Source organism: Streptomyces sp. NPDC001194 (genome assembly GCF_042896985.1).
Classification (GTDB): domain Bacteria; phylum Actinomycetota; class Actinomycetes; order Streptomycetales; family Streptomycetaceae; genus Streptomyces.
On record NZ_JBIAXU010000013.1, the window covers coordinates 139793 to 156156 of the forward strand.

Here is a 16364-nt window from a genome sequence, read left to right on the forward strand (position 1 = left end):
GGAGGCATGAGCTCCGAGACCCCCGCCGTGCCCGCCGCGTCCGCCCAGCTGACGGTCGGCTTCGACCTCGACATGACCCTCATCGACTCGCGCCCCGGCATCAAGGCCGCCTACCAGGCGCTTTCCGCCGAGACGGGCACGTTCATCGACGCCGACGAGGCGGTCACGCGGCTCGGACCGCCGCTGGACGAGGAGCTCGCGTACTGGTTCCCGGAGGCGGAGATCCCCGCCATGGCCGATCGCTACCGGGAGATCTATCCCACCCACGCCATCGAGCCGACCCCCGCGATGCCCGGCGCCCGCGAGGCGATCGAGGCCGTCCAGGCGCTCGGCGGCCGCGCGATCGTCGTCACGGCCAAGCACGAGCCCAACGCCCGGCTGCACCTCGCGCACCTCGGCATCGTGCCGGACGCGGTCATCGGCTGGCTGTGGGCCGAGGCCAAGGCGGGCGCGCTGCGCGAGTACGGGGCTCAGGTGTACGTCGGCGACCACGTCGGCGACGTGCGCGGGGCCCGTACGGCCGGCGCGGTGTCGGTGGCGGTGCCGACCGGCCCGTGCCCCGAGCCGGAACTGCGGGAGGCGGGCGCCGACGTGGTGCTGCCGGACCTCACCGCGCTGCCGCAGTGGCTCACGGATTACGTCCGCACTCAGGCGCTCTGACCCGGAAGGGCGTCGGGTCCGCGCGTCAGGCCTGGGAGGCGCGGGCGTCCCGGCGCTGGGCCGCGGCCGAGCGCAGCACCCCGGCCGCCGAGATCAGGAAGCCGATGCCCATCAGCATGCACACGGCCCACGCGTACGGCGGGAACGGGTCGACGTCCAGGAACAGCGGGGCCATCGTCGCGAGGGTCGCCACGGCGCCCGCGATGAACACGATGCCACCGGCGCGCACCAGGCCGTCGCCCGGCCGCGCTTCGTCGGAATGAGGAGTAACAGTCACCTCACCAGGGTAGTTCCCTGGCCGAAGCAGCCGACAGCGCAGCCGAAATCCGAAGAGCCGGCGAAGGACCGGGGAACGTCTTGTCTCCTGTGAAACGCCCACTAGCCTGGACACGGCGGGTCACCACGACCCGCTGCGCTGTTGTCCGGACCCGCCGCGCGGCGTCCCGGACCCCGACGAGCACAAGGACAGAGGACGGACGTGCCTACCGGCAAGGTCAAGTGGTTCAACAGTGAGAAGGGCTTCGGCTTTCTCTCCCGCGACGACGGCGGAGACGTCTTCGTCCACTCGTCGGTGCTCCCGGCCGGGGTCGACGCCCTCAAGCCCGGCCAGCGCGTCGAGTTCGGTGTCGTCGCCGGACAGCGCGGTGACCAGGCACTTTCCGTGACGGTGCTGGACCCGGCCCCCTCGGTGGCGGCCGCTCAGCGCCGCAAGCCGGACGAGTTGGCCTCGATCGTGCAGGACCTCACGACCCTGCTGGAGAACATCACCCCGATGCTGGAGCGCGGCCGCTACCCCGACAAGGTGCACGGCACGAAGATCGCCGGCCTGTTGCGCGCGGTGGCCGACCAGCTCGACGTCTGAGCCCTCGGGATCCGTTCCCACGACGCTGCCCCGGCCCTCTCCGGAGGGCCGGGGCAGCGTCGTGGGCGGCCGGAAAACGCCTACGGGAAGTCCAGCGCGTTCGGCGCGATGGCCGGTACCAGACCCTCCGCCGCGGCCCTCGTCAGCAGCCCGCGCACCGCCGCGTACCCTGCGTCTCCCAGGTTCGCGGTGAACTCGTTGACGTACAGCCCGATGTGCTGGTCGGCGACGGCCGGGTCCAGCTCCTGCGCGTGGGCGCGGACGTACGGGCGGGAGGCCTCCGGGTCGTCCCAGGCCATCCGGACCGAGGCACGGGCCGACTCGGCCAGCGCGTGCAGGGTTTCGGCGCCCAGCGAGCGCTTGGCGATGATCGCGCCGAGCGGGATCGGCAGGCCGGTCGTGGACTCCCAGTGCTCGCCCATGTCGGCCAGGCAGTGCAGCCCGTAGTCCTGATAGGTGAACCGGGCCTCGTGGATGACGAGTCCGGCGTCGACCCGGCCGTCGCGTACGGCCGGCATGATCTCGTGGAACGGCAGGACGACCACCTTGCCGACGCCGTCCGGCAGCACGTCCGCGGCCCACAGCCGGAACAGCAGGTACGCGGTGGAGCGTTCGCTGGGCACGGCGACGGTCTTGCCGGCCAGGTCCACACCGGCCTCGCGGGTGAGGACGAGGGGCCCGCAGCCGCGCCCGAGCGCCCCGCCGCACGGCAGCAGCGCGTACTCCTCCAGCACCCACGGCAGCACGGCGTACGACACCTTCAGCACGTCCAGCTCGCCGCGCTCGGCCATGCCGTTGGTGATGTCGATGTCCGCGAAGGTCACGTCGAGGCCGGGCGCGCCCGGGACCCGGCCGTGGGCCCAGGCGTCGAAGACGAACGTGTCGTTCGGGCAGGGCGAATAGGCGATGGCGAGCGGCCCGGCGGGCCGGCCGGCGGTCCGTTCAGCGGTGCTCATGGCGTTCTCCCCAGGTGACGAGTACGGGCCCCAGGGCGCGGAATCCGGCGGTGAGCGCGGCCAGCGCGTCCCCGATCCGCCAGGCGTCGCGGTCGCGGGGGCCGACGGCGTTGGACACGGCGCGGATCTCCAGCACGGGCAGCCCGTGCGCGGCGGCCGCCTCCGCGACCCCGAAGCCCTCCATGGCCTCGGCCCCGGCGAGCGGATGCCGGGCGGCGAGCCGGGCCGCGCCCTCGGCGGTGCCGGTGACGGTGGAGACGGTCAGCACGGGCGCGAGCAGCGCCCCGGTGGCCTCGGCGGCGCGGGCGGCGAGTTCGGCGGGCGGCAGGTGCACGCTGTGCCCGAACCCGAGCTGCTGCACGTCGAGGAAGCCGTCGGGGGTCTCGGCCCCGAGGTCGGCGGCGACGACGGCGTCGGCGACCACGAGGGAGCCGACCGGGGCGGCGGGCCGGAACCCGCCGCCGATGCCGGCGGAGACGACGAGGGAGTAGTCGGCCAGCGCGAGCGCGGTGGCCGTGGCGGCCGCGGCGGCGGCCGGCCCCACCCCGCCGACGAGGACGTCGGCGGCGAGACCGGGCAGATCGCGCCGGGAGAGGAGGTAGCCGCCGGGGAGGGCACGCGGCTCCGGCGTCACCGGGTCCGGATGAGGGGTGGGCCCGGTCAGGCCACTGGCGACGGAGTCTGCCTCCGCCGCCACCGCGGTCACGATGAGCGCGCGCACGGTCGGTACGTGGCTACTTGAGCTTGACGTTGTAGGCCCAGACGGCGAGCGGCTTGCCGTCCTCGCCGACCTGGACGATGTTCAGCTTCTTGGAGGACGGGGCCTCGCCCTGGCCGCCGGTGGCGAACAGGTCGGCACCGGGGAAGCTGCGGTAGGTGTTGGAGGAGGGCTCGGTGATCGGCTGGCCGTCGAGGACCGCCTGCCACCGCTTGCCGTCCTCGACGACGTCCGGCTCGACGCCCAGGCGCAGGGTGTCCCCGCGGCCGTACTCGATCGTCTTGGCGTCCTTCATGTCGGTGAGGCACTCCTGGACCTTGTCCATGGAGAGCTCCTTGGAGTCGGAGCAGACGGCCTCGGTGGACACCGACGACGTGCCGACCGTCACGGTCGCCAGAGGCGTCGGCTTGTCGCAGGCGGAGAGGAGGAGGAGGCCGGCGGACACGGCTCCGAGGGCCGCGACGCTGCGGCGGCCCCTACCCGAGAAAAGCTGTGCGGTCATGAGCCGAAGGCTATCGGGCCACCCGCCTCCACCGCCGCACGGGGGTGTCCGTGGCCTGCCGCGCGGCGCGCACCCCGCCGGGCGGGGCCGTTTTGCCCCGCTCTACGCCACTCGGGGGCGGGGAGAACCCGGATGGTGGTGGCGGGGGGCGGTGAGACGGCCGCGGAGGGCCATCACGGTGCCCGCCGCGACGATCGCCGACGCCACGGCCATGCCCAGGACCCCGTTGAGCGGCAGCGCGATACCGATCGCGCCGCCCAGCACCCACGCCATCTGGAGCAGCGTCTCCGAACGGGCGAACGCGGACGTCCGGACCGCCTCGGGCACGTCCCGCTGGATCATCGCGTCCAGCGACAGCTTCGCCAGCGCCTGGCAGAAGCCCGCCGTGGCCCCCAGTACGGCCATGAACAGCCCGCTGTAGAACACCGCCGCCAGGATCGCGACCCCCAGGGTCGCCGACAGCACCGCCGCGATGATCGTCTCCGGGGCGCGGGCCCGCAGCCATGCGCCCACCGCCGTCCCGCAGGCGTTGCCCACGCCCGCCGAGACGCCCACGATGCCCAGCGACACCGCCGCGCTCTGCCCGGCGAGCGGGTGCTCGCGCAGCAGGAACGCCAGGAAGAAGATCAGGAACCCGGACAGCCCGCGCATCGCGGCGTTCGCCAGCAGACCGCACAGCACCGACGGGCTCACCGTGCGCAGTCCGGGCTTGCGCGAGTGGGGCTCGTGCGTGGACAGCCGGGCCCGGCGCTCGCCCTTGGCCTCGTCCACCTTGTGCGGCAGCGAGAACGCCGCGAACGTGCCCCAGACGAAGATGGCGCAGGCCCCGTACAGCGGCCACGGCGGCCCGATGGTGTGCAGCCCCGCCGCGACGGGCGCGGCCGCGGCGGTGGCGAGCAGGCCCGCCAGGGTGACCCGGGAGTTCGCCTTGACGAGTGAGAACTTCGGCGGGAGCAGCCGCGGCACCACCGCGCTGCGCACCACCCCGTACGCCTTGGAGGCGACCAGCACGCCCAGCGCGGCCGGGTAGAGCTCCAGCCCGCCCGTGGCCACCGCGCCGGACATCATGACGGCGAGCAGCGCCCGCGCGAGCATCGCGCAGGCCATCGCGGCCCGCCGGCCGTGCGGCAGCCGGTCCAGCGCCGGACCGATCACCGGGGCCAGCACGGTGAAGGGGGCCATCGTGATCGCGAGGTACAGCGCGACGCGGCCGCGCGCCTCGTCCGTGGGTACCGAGAAGAACACCGTCGAGGCCAGCGCCACGGTGATCATCACGTCGCCGGCGCCGTTGATGGCGTGCAGCTCGATCAGCCTGCCGAGACCCGACTCGCCGGCCCCGTGCGCGTGCGTGGCCCGCCGGATCCCGCGCGCCGTACCGGTGAAAGGGCGCCGCAGGGCACGCCCGACGGCCCGGCCGGCCCGCCTGGCCGGTCCCGAGCCGTCGCGGGACGACCGTACGGGTGTCACACCCGCCATAGTGCCCCACGGACCCTTCACGGTCCCGTCCCGGCGCGTTACGGGCGCCCGAAGGATCGCCGTCGGGACGGCGTCGGGAGGTCGTCCGGAGGTCGTGGGGGCGATGTCGGCACACGCTCCCGTCCGCGAATCGGACCTTGCATGTGGGCCCAAGGCGTCGGAGGAGGTAGCGTGCGTAGCGCGCCACCGGCGGTTGCTCTCGGCCGCGCGCCTCTTCGCGATCCCGCAGAATGGATTGCAGGTAGGTGCGCCCGAGGCCGATCGGGTGCGGACGTCGACGCGGCCCTCTGGTCCGCTCCGCCCGCGCCACGTACGGACAGGACCGACGGGTCGTTCAGGACGACAGTACGGACGGCGCACTCGTGAGACGGCGTAGGAGAGAACGAGACCTGTGAGTGCTGCGACGACGCGAAGCCGTACCCCCGACCGCCTGTGCGCCGAGGCGGTAGACCTCGCCCGCACGGCGGCCGAGGAAGCCGCCGCTCCCTCCGTGGTGGGCGAGCACGTCTCCGCCGTGGCGGAGGGCGACCGGGTCGTCACGCACTTCTTCGAGTGCAAGGACCCCGGATACCGGGGCTGGCGCTGGGCCGTCACCGTCACGCGCGCCTCCCGCGCCAAGAACGTCACCCTCGACGAAACGGTGCTGCTCCCCGGCGACGACGCGCTGCTCGCCCCCGAATGGGTGCCGTGGAGCGAGCGGCTGCGCCCGGGCGACATGGGCCCCGGCGACCTGCTGCCCACCGACGCCGAGGACCTGCGGCTGGAGCCGGGCTGGTCGGGCGAGGACGCGCCGCCGCCTAACTCCGTCGTCTCCACCGAGATGGCCGAACTGGTCGAGGCCGAGGACGCCGACGTCACCGACCGCGCCGTGGTGCCCGTACGCGGCTCCATCACCTCCGTCGCCGAGGAGCTCGGCATGCGGCGCGCCCGGGTCCTGTCCCGGTACGGGCTGCACAGCGCCGCCGACCGCTGGGACGAGTCCTTCGGCGCCAAGACCCCGATGGCGCAGGCCGCGCCCGCCTCCTGCGTCTCGTGCGGGTTCCTCGTCGCCATCGGCGGCTCGCTCGGCCAGGCCTTCGGCATCTGCGCCAACGAGTTCGGCCCGGCCGACGGACACCTCGTCTCGCTCTCGTACGGCTGCGGCGGCCACTCCGAGGCCGCCGTCATGCCGAAGCCGCCGCGCCCGGCGCCGCCGGTGCTCGACTCGATGGCCACGGACGAGTTCCCGCTGCGCCCGGCCCCCGACACGGGCTCGGTCCCCTCGACGGACCTCCCGGCCGCGGACCTGGGCCACTCGTAAGGGGTGTCCTGCCCCGTCCGTACGGGGCGACGGCCGTCCCCCGGCGGCGTACGCTCGGCGCATGGGGGAAGACGGCATGGTGGGGCTGGACGGCCGGGTGACCGGGACGGTGGGCCCCGGGCTCGTGGGCGAGGTCATCGTCCGCATCCGGGGCGGCGCGGAGCACTTCCTCGCCCATCCGGCGCACGGGACGGGCCGGCTGCCGGTCGGAACGGTCGTGACCGTCGTCGAGTACCTGCCTCCGCGCACGGTGTACGTGATGGCGGCGTACGACAACTGAGCCCCGGCGCCACCTGCGCGGATGTGGTTCGTATCAAGATGGCGACAAGAAAGCGTCCGCGTCTTCTTAACGGCCCCGCACAGGAGCACACTCGCCCTCGTCAGTGTCGAACGGCACTGCGATAAGGGGGCGTTGCCGATGGCTATCGGCGTCGTGGCGGGAATCGTTCTCGCCGCAATCCTGGCTTTGATCGGCCTGTTCAAGCTCATGTGGCGGGTGGCCGAACCGAACGAGGCACTCGTCATCTCCGGCTCCACGCACCGCACCGAGGGCATCGGCGAGGGCATGGGGTTCCGGATCGTCACCGGACGCGGAACCCTCGTGGTCCCCGGCGTCCAGGCGGTGCGCAAGCTGTCGCTGGACCTCAACGAGACCCAGCTGAACGTGGACTGCGTGACCCACCAGGGCATCCCGCTGCGGGTGAAGGGCGTCGTGATCTTCAAGATCGGCGACGACCTCGTGTCCATCGCGAACGCGGCACGCCGCTTCCTGGACCAGCAGAAGATGATGCCCGAGCGCGTGCACATCGTCTTCGCGGGCCATCTGCGCTCCATCGTGGGCGGGTTGACGGTCGAGGACATGATCCGCGACCGCGAGAAGCTGACGGGGCAGACCCGGGCGGCCTGCGGTACGGAGATGGAGAAGCTCGGCCTCATCGTCGACTCGCTCCAGATCCACGAGATCGAGGACCCGACCGGCTACATCAAGAACCTGGCCATGCCGCACGCGGCCGCCGTCCAGCGGGACGCGCGCATCGCGCAGGCCGAGGCGAACCGCCTGGCCACCGAGGCCGAGCAGACCGCCTTCGCGCGGATGGCGGAGGCCACCCGCGACAGCGAGATCCTCCAGGCGGGCTACCAGGCCGAGCGGGACAAGGCCGCCGCGACCGCCCGCCAGGCGGGCCCGCTCTCGGAGGCGGCGGCCCGCCAGGAGGTCGTCGTACAGGAGACCCGGGTCGCCGAGCTGGAAGCGCACCGGCGCGAGCAGCAGCTCCAGGCGGACGTGCGCAAGCCCGCGGACGCGGCGGCGTACGAGACCCGCACCCGCGCCGAGGCCGAGCGGGACGCCCGCATCTCGGCGGCGCAGGCCAAGGCCAAGGAGACCGAGCTGGCGGCCGCGGCCGAGGCCACGCGCGTGACCACGGCGGCGACCGCGGACGCGGCGGCCACCGAGGCCCGGGGTCTCGCGGCCGCGAAGGCCACCCGGGCGACCGGTGAGGCCGAGGCGGCGGCCACCCAGGCGAAGGGCCTCGCGGTCGCGGCGTCGGCGAAGGCCAAGGGCCTCGCCGAGGCCGACGCCATCAAGGCGCGGGCCGCGGCACTGGCCGAGAACCAGGAGGCGGTCGTCGCCCAGCAGCTCGCCGAGAACTGGCCGGCGATCGTGGAGGCCGGCGCCGGGGCCTTCGGGAACGTGGAGCACATGGTGCTGCTCAACGGGGCCGAGGGCATGTCGGAGATGTTCGCGAAGGCGCTGACCATGGGCGGTACCGGCCTCGGCCTGGCCCGCCAGCTGCTCTCGTCGATGTCCCAGCCGGCCGCCCAGCCGGCCGCCGAGGGAACCGCTGCGGGCGCCACCCCCGTGAACGGCAGGACGGCGGCGGCGCCGTCCCAGCCGATCCCGATCGCGGAGGCGTAACCCGCAGCCGGGCGCGAGCCCGACCCGCCGTCCGGGTTAGGCTCGCGCCCATGAGGCTGTTCGCCGCGTTGATGCCGCCCCAGCAGGCCGTCGATGAGCTGCGCCGGGTGGTGGAGCCGCTGCGGGACGACCGGCTCCGCTGGACGGGAGAGGCGGGCTGGCACTTCACCCTCGCCTTCATGGGCGAGGTGCGCGACGGGCTCCTGCCGGACCTGCACGCCCGCCTCGCCCGCGCCGCCCACCGCACCGAACCCTTCAGCCTGCGCATCCACGGCTCCGGCCACTTCGGCGACCGCGCCCTGTGGGTCGGCGCCGCGGGCGGGCTCGACCCCATGCGGATGCTCGCCGAGCGCGCCGACGCGGCCGCCCGCCGGGCCGGGGTGCCGATGGAGCACCACCGCCGCTACACCCCGCACCTCACCCTGGCCCGCAGCCGCGGCGGCGCCGACATGCACCCGTACGTCGAGGCCCTGGCGGACTTCGAGGGCACGCCCTGGCGGGCCGGCGAGCTCAGCCTGGTCCGCAGCAACCTCCCGGCGGGCGGGGTGCCCGGCGAGCAGCCCCGCTACGAGGTGGTCGAGGCCTGGCCCCTGGCCGCCTGAGGCCCCTCGGTACGGGAAGGTGCGGGGCCCGCGTTACGCTCGACGGGTGGATCCCAAGACCCGAAACCGTGTGATGGCCGGTGTGCTCGTGCTGATGTTCGTCGTCGTGGCCGTGGCAGCCGCCGTGGGACAGTAGCCCTGCCCGGACGGCGACCCCGCCCGCGCGGACCCTTGCTTCGAGTGGACTCCAGGCAGTTGGCTTGGGGCCCATGAAGTACACACAGCTCGGACGCACCGGACTCAAGGTCAGCCGACTCGTCCTCGGCACGATGAACTTCGGTCCGCAGACAGACGAACCCACCAGCCACTCGATCATGGACGCCGCGCTCGGCGCGGGCCTGAACTTCTTCGACACCGCCAACGTCTACGGCTGGGGCGAGAACAAGGGCCGCACCGAGGAGATCCTCGGCACCTGGTTCGCCCAGGGCGGCGGCCGGCGGGACAAGACCGTGCTGGCCACCAAGGTGTACGGGAACATGGCCGGCGAGGGCGACCCGTGGCCCAACTACGACCGGCTCTCGGCGCTGAACATCCGCCGGGCCGTCGAGGCCAGCCTCAAGCGGCTCCAGACGGACTACATCGACCTCTACCAGTTCCACCACGTCGACCGCCGGACCCCGTTCGAGGAGATCTGGCAGGCCGTCGACGTGCTGATCCAGCAGGGCAAGGTGCTGTACGCCGGATCGTCGAACTTCCCCGGCTACAAGATCGCCCAGGCCAACGAGACGGCCGCCCGGCGCGGTTCGGTCGGGCTGGTCAGCGAGCAGTGCATCTACAACCTCGCCGAGCGGCGCGCCGAGATGGAGGTCGTCCCGGCCGCGCAGGAGTACGGGCTCGGGGTGATCCCGTGGTCCCCGCTGCACGGCGGGCTGCTGGGCGGCGTCATCAAGAAGGAGGTCGAGGGCGGCCGCCGCGCCTCCGGGCGCTCCGCGGACGCCCTGGCGAACACGGCCGTACGGGCGCAGGTGCAGGCGTACGAGGACCTGCTCGACAAGCACGGCCTGGAGCCCGGCGAGACGGCCCTGGCGTGGCTGCTGACCCGGCCCGGGGTGACGGGGCCGATCGTGGGTCCCCGTACGGCGGAGCAGCTGGAGAGCGCGCTGCGGGCGCTGGACCTGGAGCTCTCGCAGGAGGTGCTCTCCGGCCTGGACGAGATCTTCCCCGGCCCGGGGACCTCGCCGGAGGCCTTCGCCTGGTGATGGCGCGGCCATGACGGCACGACCGCTCCGCGCCCCGCGCCCCGGCGCGGGGCGCGGGGCGCGGAGCGGTCAGGGCATCCGGTACGGGCCGCCGATGCCCCAGGCCTGGTGCAGGACCGCGGCGAACTCCCCGGCCAGGCGGTGCTCGCCGGAGGCGTTGGGGTGGGTGCCGTCGTACGTGTCGTGCGCGATCTCGTACGAGGCCGGGCGCGCGGCCAGCAGGATCGGCGAGGCGTCGGTGGACAGGTCGGCCACGGCCTTCGCGAGGAGCTCGTTGAACCGGGCCACCTCGGCCGCGAACGGGGCGTCGGAATCGGCCCGGACGTTCGGGATGACCGGGAGCAGGACCATCCGGATGCCGGGCCGGGCGGCGCGGGCCTCCGCGATGAAGCGGCGGGCGTTGGCCGCGGTCTCCTCGGCGGCGGTGTAGAAGCCGAGGTCGATCAGGCCGAGGGAGACGAGCAGGACGTCCGGTTCGCCGGAGCGGACGGCGGAGCCGATGAGGGGGGCCATGTGCTGCCAGCCCTCGCCCCAGCCGGCGAGGTGGCGGCGGGCGTCCTCCGGGAAGCCGGGGTCGGCGTAGGCGTGGCTGACCGGCTCGCCCGCTCCGGTGTCGAAGAGCGCGGTGCGCGGGCCGACGATCTCGTACGGGCCGCCCGGCGCGGCACCCAGGTGCTGCCACATCCGGTAGCGCCAGGTGTAGTCGCCGGCGCGTCCGATGGTCATGGAATCGCCGACGAACATGAAACGCATCCGGTCATCATCGCGGATCACGCGCCGGGCGCCCCTGTGATGCCGGACACGCGGGGCGGCCTGGCACGCTTGGGGTATGCGCCTGCTGCCGTTGACCGCCGTCATCGCCCTTGCCGTGCTGCCCGGTTCGGCCGCCGCGGCCGCCGAGGGCTCGGCCTCCGCCGCCCCCGGCGCCTCCGGGTTCACGATCACCGATCCGCGGATCAAGGAGTCGAGCGGGCTGGCGGCGAGCCGGATCCACCCGGGCGTGTACTGGACGCACAACGACAGCGACGACGGCCCGTACGTGTACGCGGTGGACTCGGCGACCGGCAAGACCGTGGCCCGGGTGACGCTGACCGGGATCGGGACCCCGCGCGACGTCGAGGCCATCTCGCTGGGCCCGGACGGGCAGCTGTACGTCGGCGACATCGGCGACAACCTGAACGGGACCTGGGACCACGTCTGGATCTACCGCTTCCCGGAGCCGAAGCAGCTGGCCGATGTCACGGTCAAGGCCGAGCAGTTCACGGTGAAGTACGCGGACGGGGCGCGCAACGCGGAGGCGCTGATGGTGCATCCGGTGACGGGCCGGGTGTACATCGCCAGCAAGAGCGAGGACAAGGGCGGGCTGTACGAGGGCCCGCAGCAGCTGTCCGCCTCGGGGACGAACGTGTTCCGGCGGGTCGCCGACCTGCCGTGGGTGACGGACGGGGCGTTCTCGCCGGACGGCGGCAGCCTCACGCTGCGGGGCTACTTCTTCGCGAAGACCTACCCGTGGAAGGACGGCAAGCCGCAGGGCGAGGGCGAGCGGGTGGACGCGCCGTGGCAGGGGCAGGCCGAGTCGGTGACGTACTCGGCGGACGGGTCGACGCTGCTGTTCGGATCCGAGGGGGAGTCGAGCCGGGTCGTGGCGGTCGCGGTGAAGCCCGCGGCGGGCGGATCCGGCGGCCCGGCCCCGGCGAAGCCGGGCTCGACGCCGGCCACCGGGGCCCCCGGCCCGGCGGGAGAGCAGGGCGGGGGCGGCTTCACGAAGGGTGCCGCCGTCCTGGCCGTGGGCACGGCCCTGGTCTTCGGCGCCAAGCGGCTCTTCCGCCGCAGGCCCCGCGACTGACGCGGCCGCGGCGCCGAGGCGTCACGCGGCCGCGGGGCTCGCGGCGGACGTACTACGCCGCCGTGACCAGCTCGCGGGGGCGGGGGGAGGGGACGAACGTGACCCCGTGACGGCTCACGCTGAGGCGGAGGTTGCCGACCCGGGACAGGATCACCGCGATCGTCGCGGCCGCGGCCAGGGAGACGAGGCCGCCCGCGGCCATGCCGATCCGGGCCCCGTACGTGTCCGTCACCCAGCCGACGACGGGCGCACCGATCGGGGTGCCGCCGGTGAACACCATCATGTACAGCGCCATCACCCGGCCCCGCATCTCGGGGTCGGTGGCCATCTGGACGCTCGCGTTCGCGGTGACGTTGACCGTCAGCCCGAACATCCCGATCGGCACCAGCAGCGCGGCGAACAGCCAGAACCCGGGCGCGAAGGCCGTCACGACCTCCAGCACGGAGAACAGCACCGCCGCCGCGACCAGCAGCCGCAGCCGCGAGTGCCCGCGCCGGGCCGCCAGCAGCGCACCCGCCAGGGAGCCCGCGGCGATCAGCGTGTTGAACAGCCCGTACGTGCCCGCGTCCCCGTGGAACACGTCGCTGACGAAGGCCGACAGCCAGATCGGGAAGTTGAACCCGAAGGTGCCGATGAAGCCGACCAGGACGATCGGCCAGATCAGCTCGGGGCGGCCGGCGACGTAGCGCAGGCCCTCCCGCAGCTGGCCCTTGGCGCGCGGCCGCGTCTCGACCGGGTGCAGTTCGCGCGTGCGCATCAGCAGCAGGCCGGCCACCGGCGCGGCGAAGGACAGCCCGTTCAGCAGGAAGGCCCAGCCGACGCCCACGGCGGTGATCAGCACACCGGCGATCGCCGGGCCGACCAGCCGCGCGGACTGGAAGTTCGCCGAGTTCAGGCTGACGGCGTTGGCGAGCTGCTCCTTGCCGACCATCTCGGAGACGAAGGTCTGCCGCGCGGGGTTGTCCACGACGGTGATGAGGCCGAGCAGGAAGGCCGCGAGGTACACGTGCCACACGTGGACGTGTCCGGCGAGGGTGAGCGCGGCGAGCGCGACACCGGTCAGGCCCATCAGGGTCTGGGTGGCGATCAGCAGAGGCCGCTTGGGCAGCCGGTCCGCGAGTACGCCTCCGTAGAGGCCGAACACCATCATCGGCAGGAACTGCAGGGCGATCGTGATGCCGACCGCGGAGGCCGAGCCGGTCAGGGACAGGACCAGCCAGTCCTGGGCGATGCGCTGCATCCAGGTGCCGGTGTTGGAGACGGCCTGTCCCGTGGCGAAGAGCCGGTAGTTCCGGATCTTCAGCGAGCTGAACATCGAGTTGTTCTTGCCCGTGGAGCCTGTGGTGCCGGTGGAGCGCGTCGGGCGCCCGGTGGTAGTGGTGGATGTATGGCCGGGTGCGGAGTCTGCTCCGTTTCCCGTACTCAAAAGCGTTCGCCTCCTGGCGTCGTTCCTTACAAGTGCGCGAGCTTCTCCAGGACGGGCGCGGCCTCGCGCAGCTTGGCCCATTCGTCCTCGGTGAGCTCGGCCGCGAGCCCGGCCAGGAAGGCGTTCCGCTTGCGACGGCTCTCTTCGAGCATCGCTTCGGCCTCCTCGGTCTGGGTGACCACCTTCTGGCGGCGGTCGTCCGGGTGCGGCTGCAGCCTGACCAGTCCCTTGGCCTCCAGCAGCGCGACGATGCGTGTCATCGACGGCGGCTGGACGTGTTCGCGCCGGGCCAGCTCACCGGGGGTGGCCTGGCCGCACCGGGCGAGGGTGCCGAGGACCGACATCTCGGTCGGGCTCAGCGATTCGTCGACGCGCTGGTGCTTGAGGCGCCGGCCCAGCCGCATGACGGCGGAGCGGAGGTCGTTCACGGCGGCAGCGTCGTCGCCATGGGTAAGGTCGAGCATCTCTTTAGACTACCTCATTACTCTCTCTAAAGAACGCAGGTGAAGCGTGTCACTCGTACGGGTGAGTCCGCAGCGGAAAGCGACACGCGTCCACGTCCTGTGCCACGACCCTTTCGGCATGGGGACACACGTGCTGAGCATGCGCATAGACGGGGAGCTGCTCGACCGCCTCCGGACTCATGCGGCGAAACGCGGAATGAGCGTCCAGGACTACGTGGTCCGGACGCTCATTCGCGATGACTTCGACGAGCGCTTCAAGGCGGCCGTCGACGAGACGGAGAAGTTCTACGGGCTCACCTGAGCCCGGCTCGGCCGAATCGCCCGGCTCGTCGGCCGGAGACGGCAACGGCCCCGCCCTCCGTGGAGGGCGGGGCCGGGAAGCGCCGGAAGGGGCGCCCTACGTGAGGCCGAGGGCCGGCATCGCGTAGTAGAAGACGAACACCGCCGAGACGACGTACAGGGCCGCCGGCACCTCACGGCCCCGGCCGGTCGCCAGCCGCAGGACGCAGAAGCTGATGAAGCCGAAGCCGATGCCGTTGGTGATCGAGTACGTGAACGGCATCATCACCATGGCCAGGAAGGCCGGGACGGCGATGGTGAAGTCGCTCCAGTCGATGTCCCTGACCGAGCCCGCCAGGATCAGGAAGCCGACCGCCACGAGGGCGGGTGTGGCCGCCTGGGACGGGACCATGGTGGCGAGCGGGGTCAGGAACAGCGCCACGGTGAAGAGGCCGCCGGTCACGACGTTCGCGAGGCCCGTACGGGCGCCCTCGCCGACGCCTGCCGTGGACTCCACGAAGCAGGTGGTGGCCGAGGACGAGGTGGCGCCGCCGGAGGCGACGGCCAGGCCGTCGATGAGCAGCACCTTGTTGATGCCGGGGAAGTTGCCGTCCTTGTCGATCAGCTTGGCCTCGTCGCCGACGCCGAGGATCGTGCCCATCGCGTCGAAGAAGCAGGACAGCAGCACGGTGAAGACGAAGAGGATGCCGGTCAGCATGCCGACCTTGCCGAAGCCGCCGAACAGGCTGACCTGGCCGACGAGCCCGAAGTCGGGCGCGGCCACCGGATTGCCCGGCCACTCGGGGACGGTCAGGCCCCAGCCCGAGTCGGGCAGCTTGACGATCAGCTGGACGGCGACGGCGACGACGGTCATGACCACGATGGAGATCAGGATCGCGCCGGGCGTCTTGCGGATCAGCAGGGCCAGGGTCAGCAGGACGCCGACGATGAAGATCAGGACCGGCCAGCCGTGCAGGTGGCCGCCCGTGCCGAGGGTGAGCGGCACGGTGGTGTGCGCGGCGTCCGGGATGCGGGTGACGAAGCCCGAGTCGACCAGGCCGATCAGCATGATGAACAGGCCGATGCCGATCGCGATGCCCTTGCGCAGGCCGAGCGGGACGGCGTTCATGACGCGCTCGCGCAGGCCGGTCGCGACCAGCAGCATCACGACGAAGCCGGCCAGGACCACCATGCCCATGGCGTCGGGCCAGCTCATGCGCGGGGCGAGCTGGAGGGCGACGACGGTGTTCACGCCGAGGCCGGCGGCGAGCGCGATCGGGACGTTGCCGATGACGCCCATGAGGAGCGTGGTGAAGGCCGCCGTCAGGACGGTGGCGGTCACGAGCTGGCCGCTGTCGAGCTGGTGGCCGTACATGTCCTTCGCGCTGCCCAGGATGATCGGGTTCAGCACGATGATGTACGCCATCGCGAAGAAGGTGGCGAAGCCGCCGCGGACCTCGCGGCCGATGGTGGAGCCGCGCTCGGAGATCTTGAAGTGGCGGTCCAGGGCGGACCCGCCGCGGGGGGCGGGGTCCGGGAGGGTGGGCGCGGGGGCGGGAGCCGACGTGCTCATGCGGTCCTCTAGGTCTTCATTGCGGGGGGCATTGGGGGATTCATACGAAGAAAATGGGCCATGCCCACACCGTTTCAGTATGAACACATGAACGAAAGCCCGTCCATCTCCGCGCGTAGACCCGGTTTCGGGCCACCTAGACTTGAGGGCATGGCGAAATGGACAGCGAAGCACGAGGCGCCCGAGCCCCTCGAGGGCCCGATCGTCGCGACCGTCACCGGCGGCACGATCCTCTGGTTCGCGATGTTCGTCGTCCAGCTCCCCTTCTACGGCTGGTTCGCCGACCGCGACCTGCTGTGGTGGGTCTGGTGCTGCGCGGCCGGCGGGTTCCTCGGCCTGATCGGCGTCTGGTACGTCCGGGGCCGCGACGCCGCGCTCAAGCGGCACGCCGCGGAGGCACTGGCCGCGCGGAACGGGGAGAGCGGCGGCGGCAGCTCCGGCTGAGGGACGGGGCGGACCGGCGGGGGACGGGGAACCGGCGAAGAGCAGGGAAGACCGGGGAAGACCAAGGGACGATTCGGGTCATCCCGAAGTCGGATCTTCGGACTTCTCGGCGGGTGAACCGGTAGAACCCCCTTTACCGTCG

Annotated in this window: 19 protein-coding genes; 10 read left to right on the plus strand and 9 right to left on the minus strand. The window is 72.6% G+C overall.

Annotated elements, in window-relative coordinates:
- The first annotated feature begins 6 nt into the window (after positions 1–6).
- A complete protein-coding gene (locus ACFY1T_RS24405; RefSeq protein WP_390790036.1) occupies positions 7–660 on the plus strand; it encodes an HAD family hydrolase in 654 nt (217 codons plus the stop codon).
- Between the two features lie 25 nt (positions 661–685).
- Here ACFY1T_RS24405 and ACFY1T_RS24410 read toward each other — a convergent pair whose 3' ends face one another.
- The gene (locus ACFY1T_RS24410) at positions 686–937 is read right to left on the minus strand and encodes a hypothetical protein (protein WP_390790037.1); all 252 of its coding nucleotides are present in this window, start codon (positions 935–937) and stop codon (positions 686–688) included.
- Between the two features lie 201 nt (positions 938–1138).
- Here ACFY1T_RS24410 and ACFY1T_RS24415 point away from each other — a divergent pair, with 201 nt between their 5' ends.
- Complete coding sequence (locus ACFY1T_RS24415) at positions 1139–1522, plus strand: cold-shock protein (RefSeq protein ID WP_030012939.1); 384 nt, start codon at positions 1139–1141, stop codon at positions 1520–1522.
- Between the two features lie 80 nt (positions 1523–1602).
- Here ACFY1T_RS24415 and ACFY1T_RS24420 read toward each other — a convergent pair whose 3' ends face one another.
- The 4 genes from ACFY1T_RS24420 to ACFY1T_RS24435 form a co-directional block, all read right to left on the minus strand.
- Entirely contained in the window at positions 1603–2478 is an 876-nt protein-coding gene (locus ACFY1T_RS24420) for a 1,4-dihydroxy-6-naphthoate synthase (protein WP_390790038.1), read from the minus strand.
- On the minus strand, positions 2465–3199 hold the full coding sequence (locus ACFY1T_RS24425) for a futalosine hydrolase (RefSeq protein ID WP_390790039.1): 735 nt from the start codon (positions 3197–3199) through the stop codon (positions 2465–2467). Before ACFY1T_RS24425 ends, ACFY1T_RS24420 begins: the two co-directional genes overlap by 14 nt.
- 13 nt (positions 3200–3212) lie before the next feature.
- The gene (locus tag ACFY1T_RS24430; protein ID WP_030858468.1) at positions 3213–3698 is read right to left on the minus strand and encodes a hypothetical protein; all 486 of its coding nucleotides are present in this window, start codon (positions 3696–3698) and stop codon (positions 3213–3215) included.
- A 102-nt stretch (positions 3699–3800) separates the two neighbouring features.
- Positions 3801–5174, minus strand: coding sequence for an MFS transporter (locus ACFY1T_RS24435; protein WP_390790040.1), 1374 nt, complete (start codon positions 5172–5174; stop codon positions 3801–3803).
- A 391-nt stretch (positions 5175–5565) separates the two neighbouring features.
- On the opposite strand from ACFY1T_RS24435, the gene ACFY1T_RS24440 reads away from it, so the two are divergent.
- The 5 genes from ACFY1T_RS24440 (at position 5566) to ACFY1T_RS24460 (ending at position 10190) form a co-directional block, all read left to right on the plus strand.
- Positions 5566–6474: a DUF3027 domain-containing protein gene (locus tag ACFY1T_RS24440; RefSeq protein WP_030858464.1), complete on the plus strand. Its 909-nt coding sequence runs from the start codon at positions 5566–5568 to the stop codon at positions 6472–6474.
- Positions 6475–6535: 61 nt separating this feature from the next.
- Complete coding sequence (locus ACFY1T_RS24445) at positions 6536–6754, plus strand: hypothetical protein (RefSeq protein WP_030156898.1); 219 nt, start codon at positions 6536–6538, stop codon at positions 6752–6754.
- A gap of 138 nt (positions 6755–6892) precedes the next feature.
- Complete coding sequence (locus ACFY1T_RS24450) at positions 6893–8389, plus strand: flotillin family protein (RefSeq protein WP_390790041.1); 1497 nt, start codon at positions 6893–6895, stop codon at positions 8387–8389.
- 50 nt (positions 8390–8439) lie between these two features.
- Complete coding sequence (gene thpR, locus ACFY1T_RS24455) at positions 8440–8991, plus strand: RNA 2',3'-cyclic phosphodiesterase (RefSeq protein WP_390790042.1); 552 nt, start codon at positions 8440–8442, stop codon at positions 8989–8991.
- Between the two features lie 209 nt (positions 8992–9200).
- A complete protein-coding gene (locus ACFY1T_RS24460; RefSeq protein WP_390790043.1) occupies positions 9201–10190 on the plus strand; it encodes an aldo/keto reductase in 990 nt (329 codons plus the stop codon).
- A 69-nt stretch (positions 10191–10259) separates the two neighbouring features.
- Here the strand turns inward: ACFY1T_RS24460 and ACFY1T_RS24465 are convergent, their stop codons facing one another.
- On the minus strand, positions 10260–10943 hold the full coding sequence (locus tag ACFY1T_RS24465; RefSeq protein WP_390790044.1) for a GDSL-type esterase/lipase family protein: 684 nt from the start codon (positions 10941–10943) through the stop codon (positions 10260–10262).
- Positions 10944–11019: 76 nt separating this feature from the next.
- Between ACFY1T_RS24465 and ACFY1T_RS24470 the strand changes: the two genes are divergently transcribed.
- Positions 11020–12036, plus strand: a complete 1017-nt coding sequence (locus tag ACFY1T_RS24470; protein ID WP_390790045.1) for a WD40 repeat domain-containing protein — start codon at positions 11020–11022, stop codon at positions 12034–12036.
- 52 nt (positions 12037–12088) lie between these two features.
- On the opposite strand, the gene ACFY1T_RS24475 is transcribed toward ACFY1T_RS24470, so the two are convergent.
- Together ACFY1T_RS24475 and ACFY1T_RS24480 are read right to left on the minus strand one after the other, a co-directional pair.
- On the minus strand, positions 12089–13462 hold the full coding sequence (locus ACFY1T_RS24475) for an MFS transporter (RefSeq protein ID WP_390790046.1): 1374 nt from the start codon (positions 13460–13462) through the stop codon (positions 12089–12091).
- A 26-nt stretch (positions 13463–13488) separates the two neighbouring features.
- Positions 13489–13926 (minus strand): MarR family winged helix-turn-helix transcriptional regulator, encoded by a 438-nt coding sequence (locus ACFY1T_RS24480; protein ID WP_030156888.1) that lies wholly within the window; start codon positions 13924–13926, stop codon positions 13489–13491.
- A gap of 118 nt (positions 13927–14044) precedes the next feature.
- Between ACFY1T_RS24480 and ACFY1T_RS24485 the strand changes: the two genes are divergently transcribed.
- Entirely contained in the window at positions 14045–14227 is a 183-nt protein-coding gene (locus ACFY1T_RS24485) for a hypothetical protein (RefSeq protein WP_030156886.1), read from the plus strand.
- Positions 14228–14323: 96 nt separating this feature from the next.
- Here the strand turns inward: ACFY1T_RS24485 and ACFY1T_RS24490 are convergent, their stop codons facing one another.
- Entirely contained in the window at positions 14324–15778 is a 1455-nt protein-coding gene (locus tag ACFY1T_RS24490; RefSeq protein ID WP_390790047.1) for an NCS2 family permease, read from the minus strand.
- Positions 15779–15928: 150 nt separating this feature from the next.
- On the opposite strand from ACFY1T_RS24490, the gene ACFY1T_RS24495 reads away from it, so the two are divergent.
- Positions 15929–16222 (plus strand): hypothetical protein, encoded by a 294-nt coding sequence (locus ACFY1T_RS24495; protein ID WP_030858450.1) that lies wholly within the window; start codon positions 15929–15931, stop codon positions 16220–16222.
- The last annotated feature ends 142 nt before the right edge of the window (positions 16223–16364 follow it).

Coding starts and splice junctions, on each gene's coding strand:
- ACFY1T_RS24405 (WP_390790036.1), top strand. CDS start 7: ATGAGCTCCGAGACCCCCGCCGTGCCCGCCGCGTCCGCCCAGCTGACG.
- ACFY1T_RS24420 (WP_390790038.1), bottom strand. CDS start 2,478: ATGAGCACCGCTGAACGGACCGCCGGCCGGCCCGCCGGGCCGCTCGCC.
- ACFY1T_RS24430 (WP_030858468.1), bottom strand. CDS start 3,698: ATGACCGCACAGCTTTTCTCGGGTAGGGGCCGCCGCAGCGTCGCGGCC.
- ACFY1T_RS24435 (WP_390790040.1), bottom strand. CDS start 5,174: ATGGCGGGTGTGACACCCGTACGGTCGTCCCGCGACGGCTCGGGACCG.
- ACFY1T_RS24445 (WP_030156898.1), top strand. CDS start 6,536: ATGGGGGAAGACGGCATGGTGGGGCTGGACGGCCGGGTGACCGGGACG.
- ACFY1T_RS24450 (WP_390790041.1), top strand. CDS start 6,893: ATGGCTATCGGCGTCGTGGCGGGAATCGTTCTCGCCGCAATCCTGGCT.
- thpR (WP_390790042.1), top strand. CDS start 8,440: ATGAGGCTGTTCGCCGCGTTGATGCCGCCCCAGCAGGCCGTCGATGAG.
- ACFY1T_RS24460 (WP_390790043.1), top strand. CDS start 9,201: ATGAAGTACACACAGCTCGGACGCACCGGACTCAAGGTCAGCCGACTC.
- ACFY1T_RS24465 (WP_390790044.1), bottom strand. CDS start 10,943: ATGCGTTTCATGTTCGTCGGCGATTCCATGACCATCGGACGCGCCGGC.
- ACFY1T_RS24470 (WP_390790045.1), top strand. CDS start 11,020: ATGCGCCTGCTGCCGTTGACCGCCGTCATCGCCCTTGCCGTGCTGCCC.
- ACFY1T_RS24480 (WP_030156888.1), bottom strand. CDS start 13,926: ATGCTCGACCTTACCCATGGCGACGACGCTGCCGCCGTGAACGACCTC.
- ACFY1T_RS24485 (WP_030156886.1), top strand. CDS start 14,045: ATGGGGACACACGTGCTGAGCATGCGCATAGACGGGGAGCTGCTCGAC.
- ACFY1T_RS24490 (WP_390790047.1), bottom strand. CDS start 15,778: ATGAGCACGTCGGCTCCCGCCCCCGCGCCCACCCTCCCGGACCCCGCC.
- ACFY1T_RS24495 (WP_030858450.1), top strand. CDS start 15,929: ATGGCGAAATGGACAGCGAAGCACGAGGCGCCCGAGCCCCTCGAGGGC.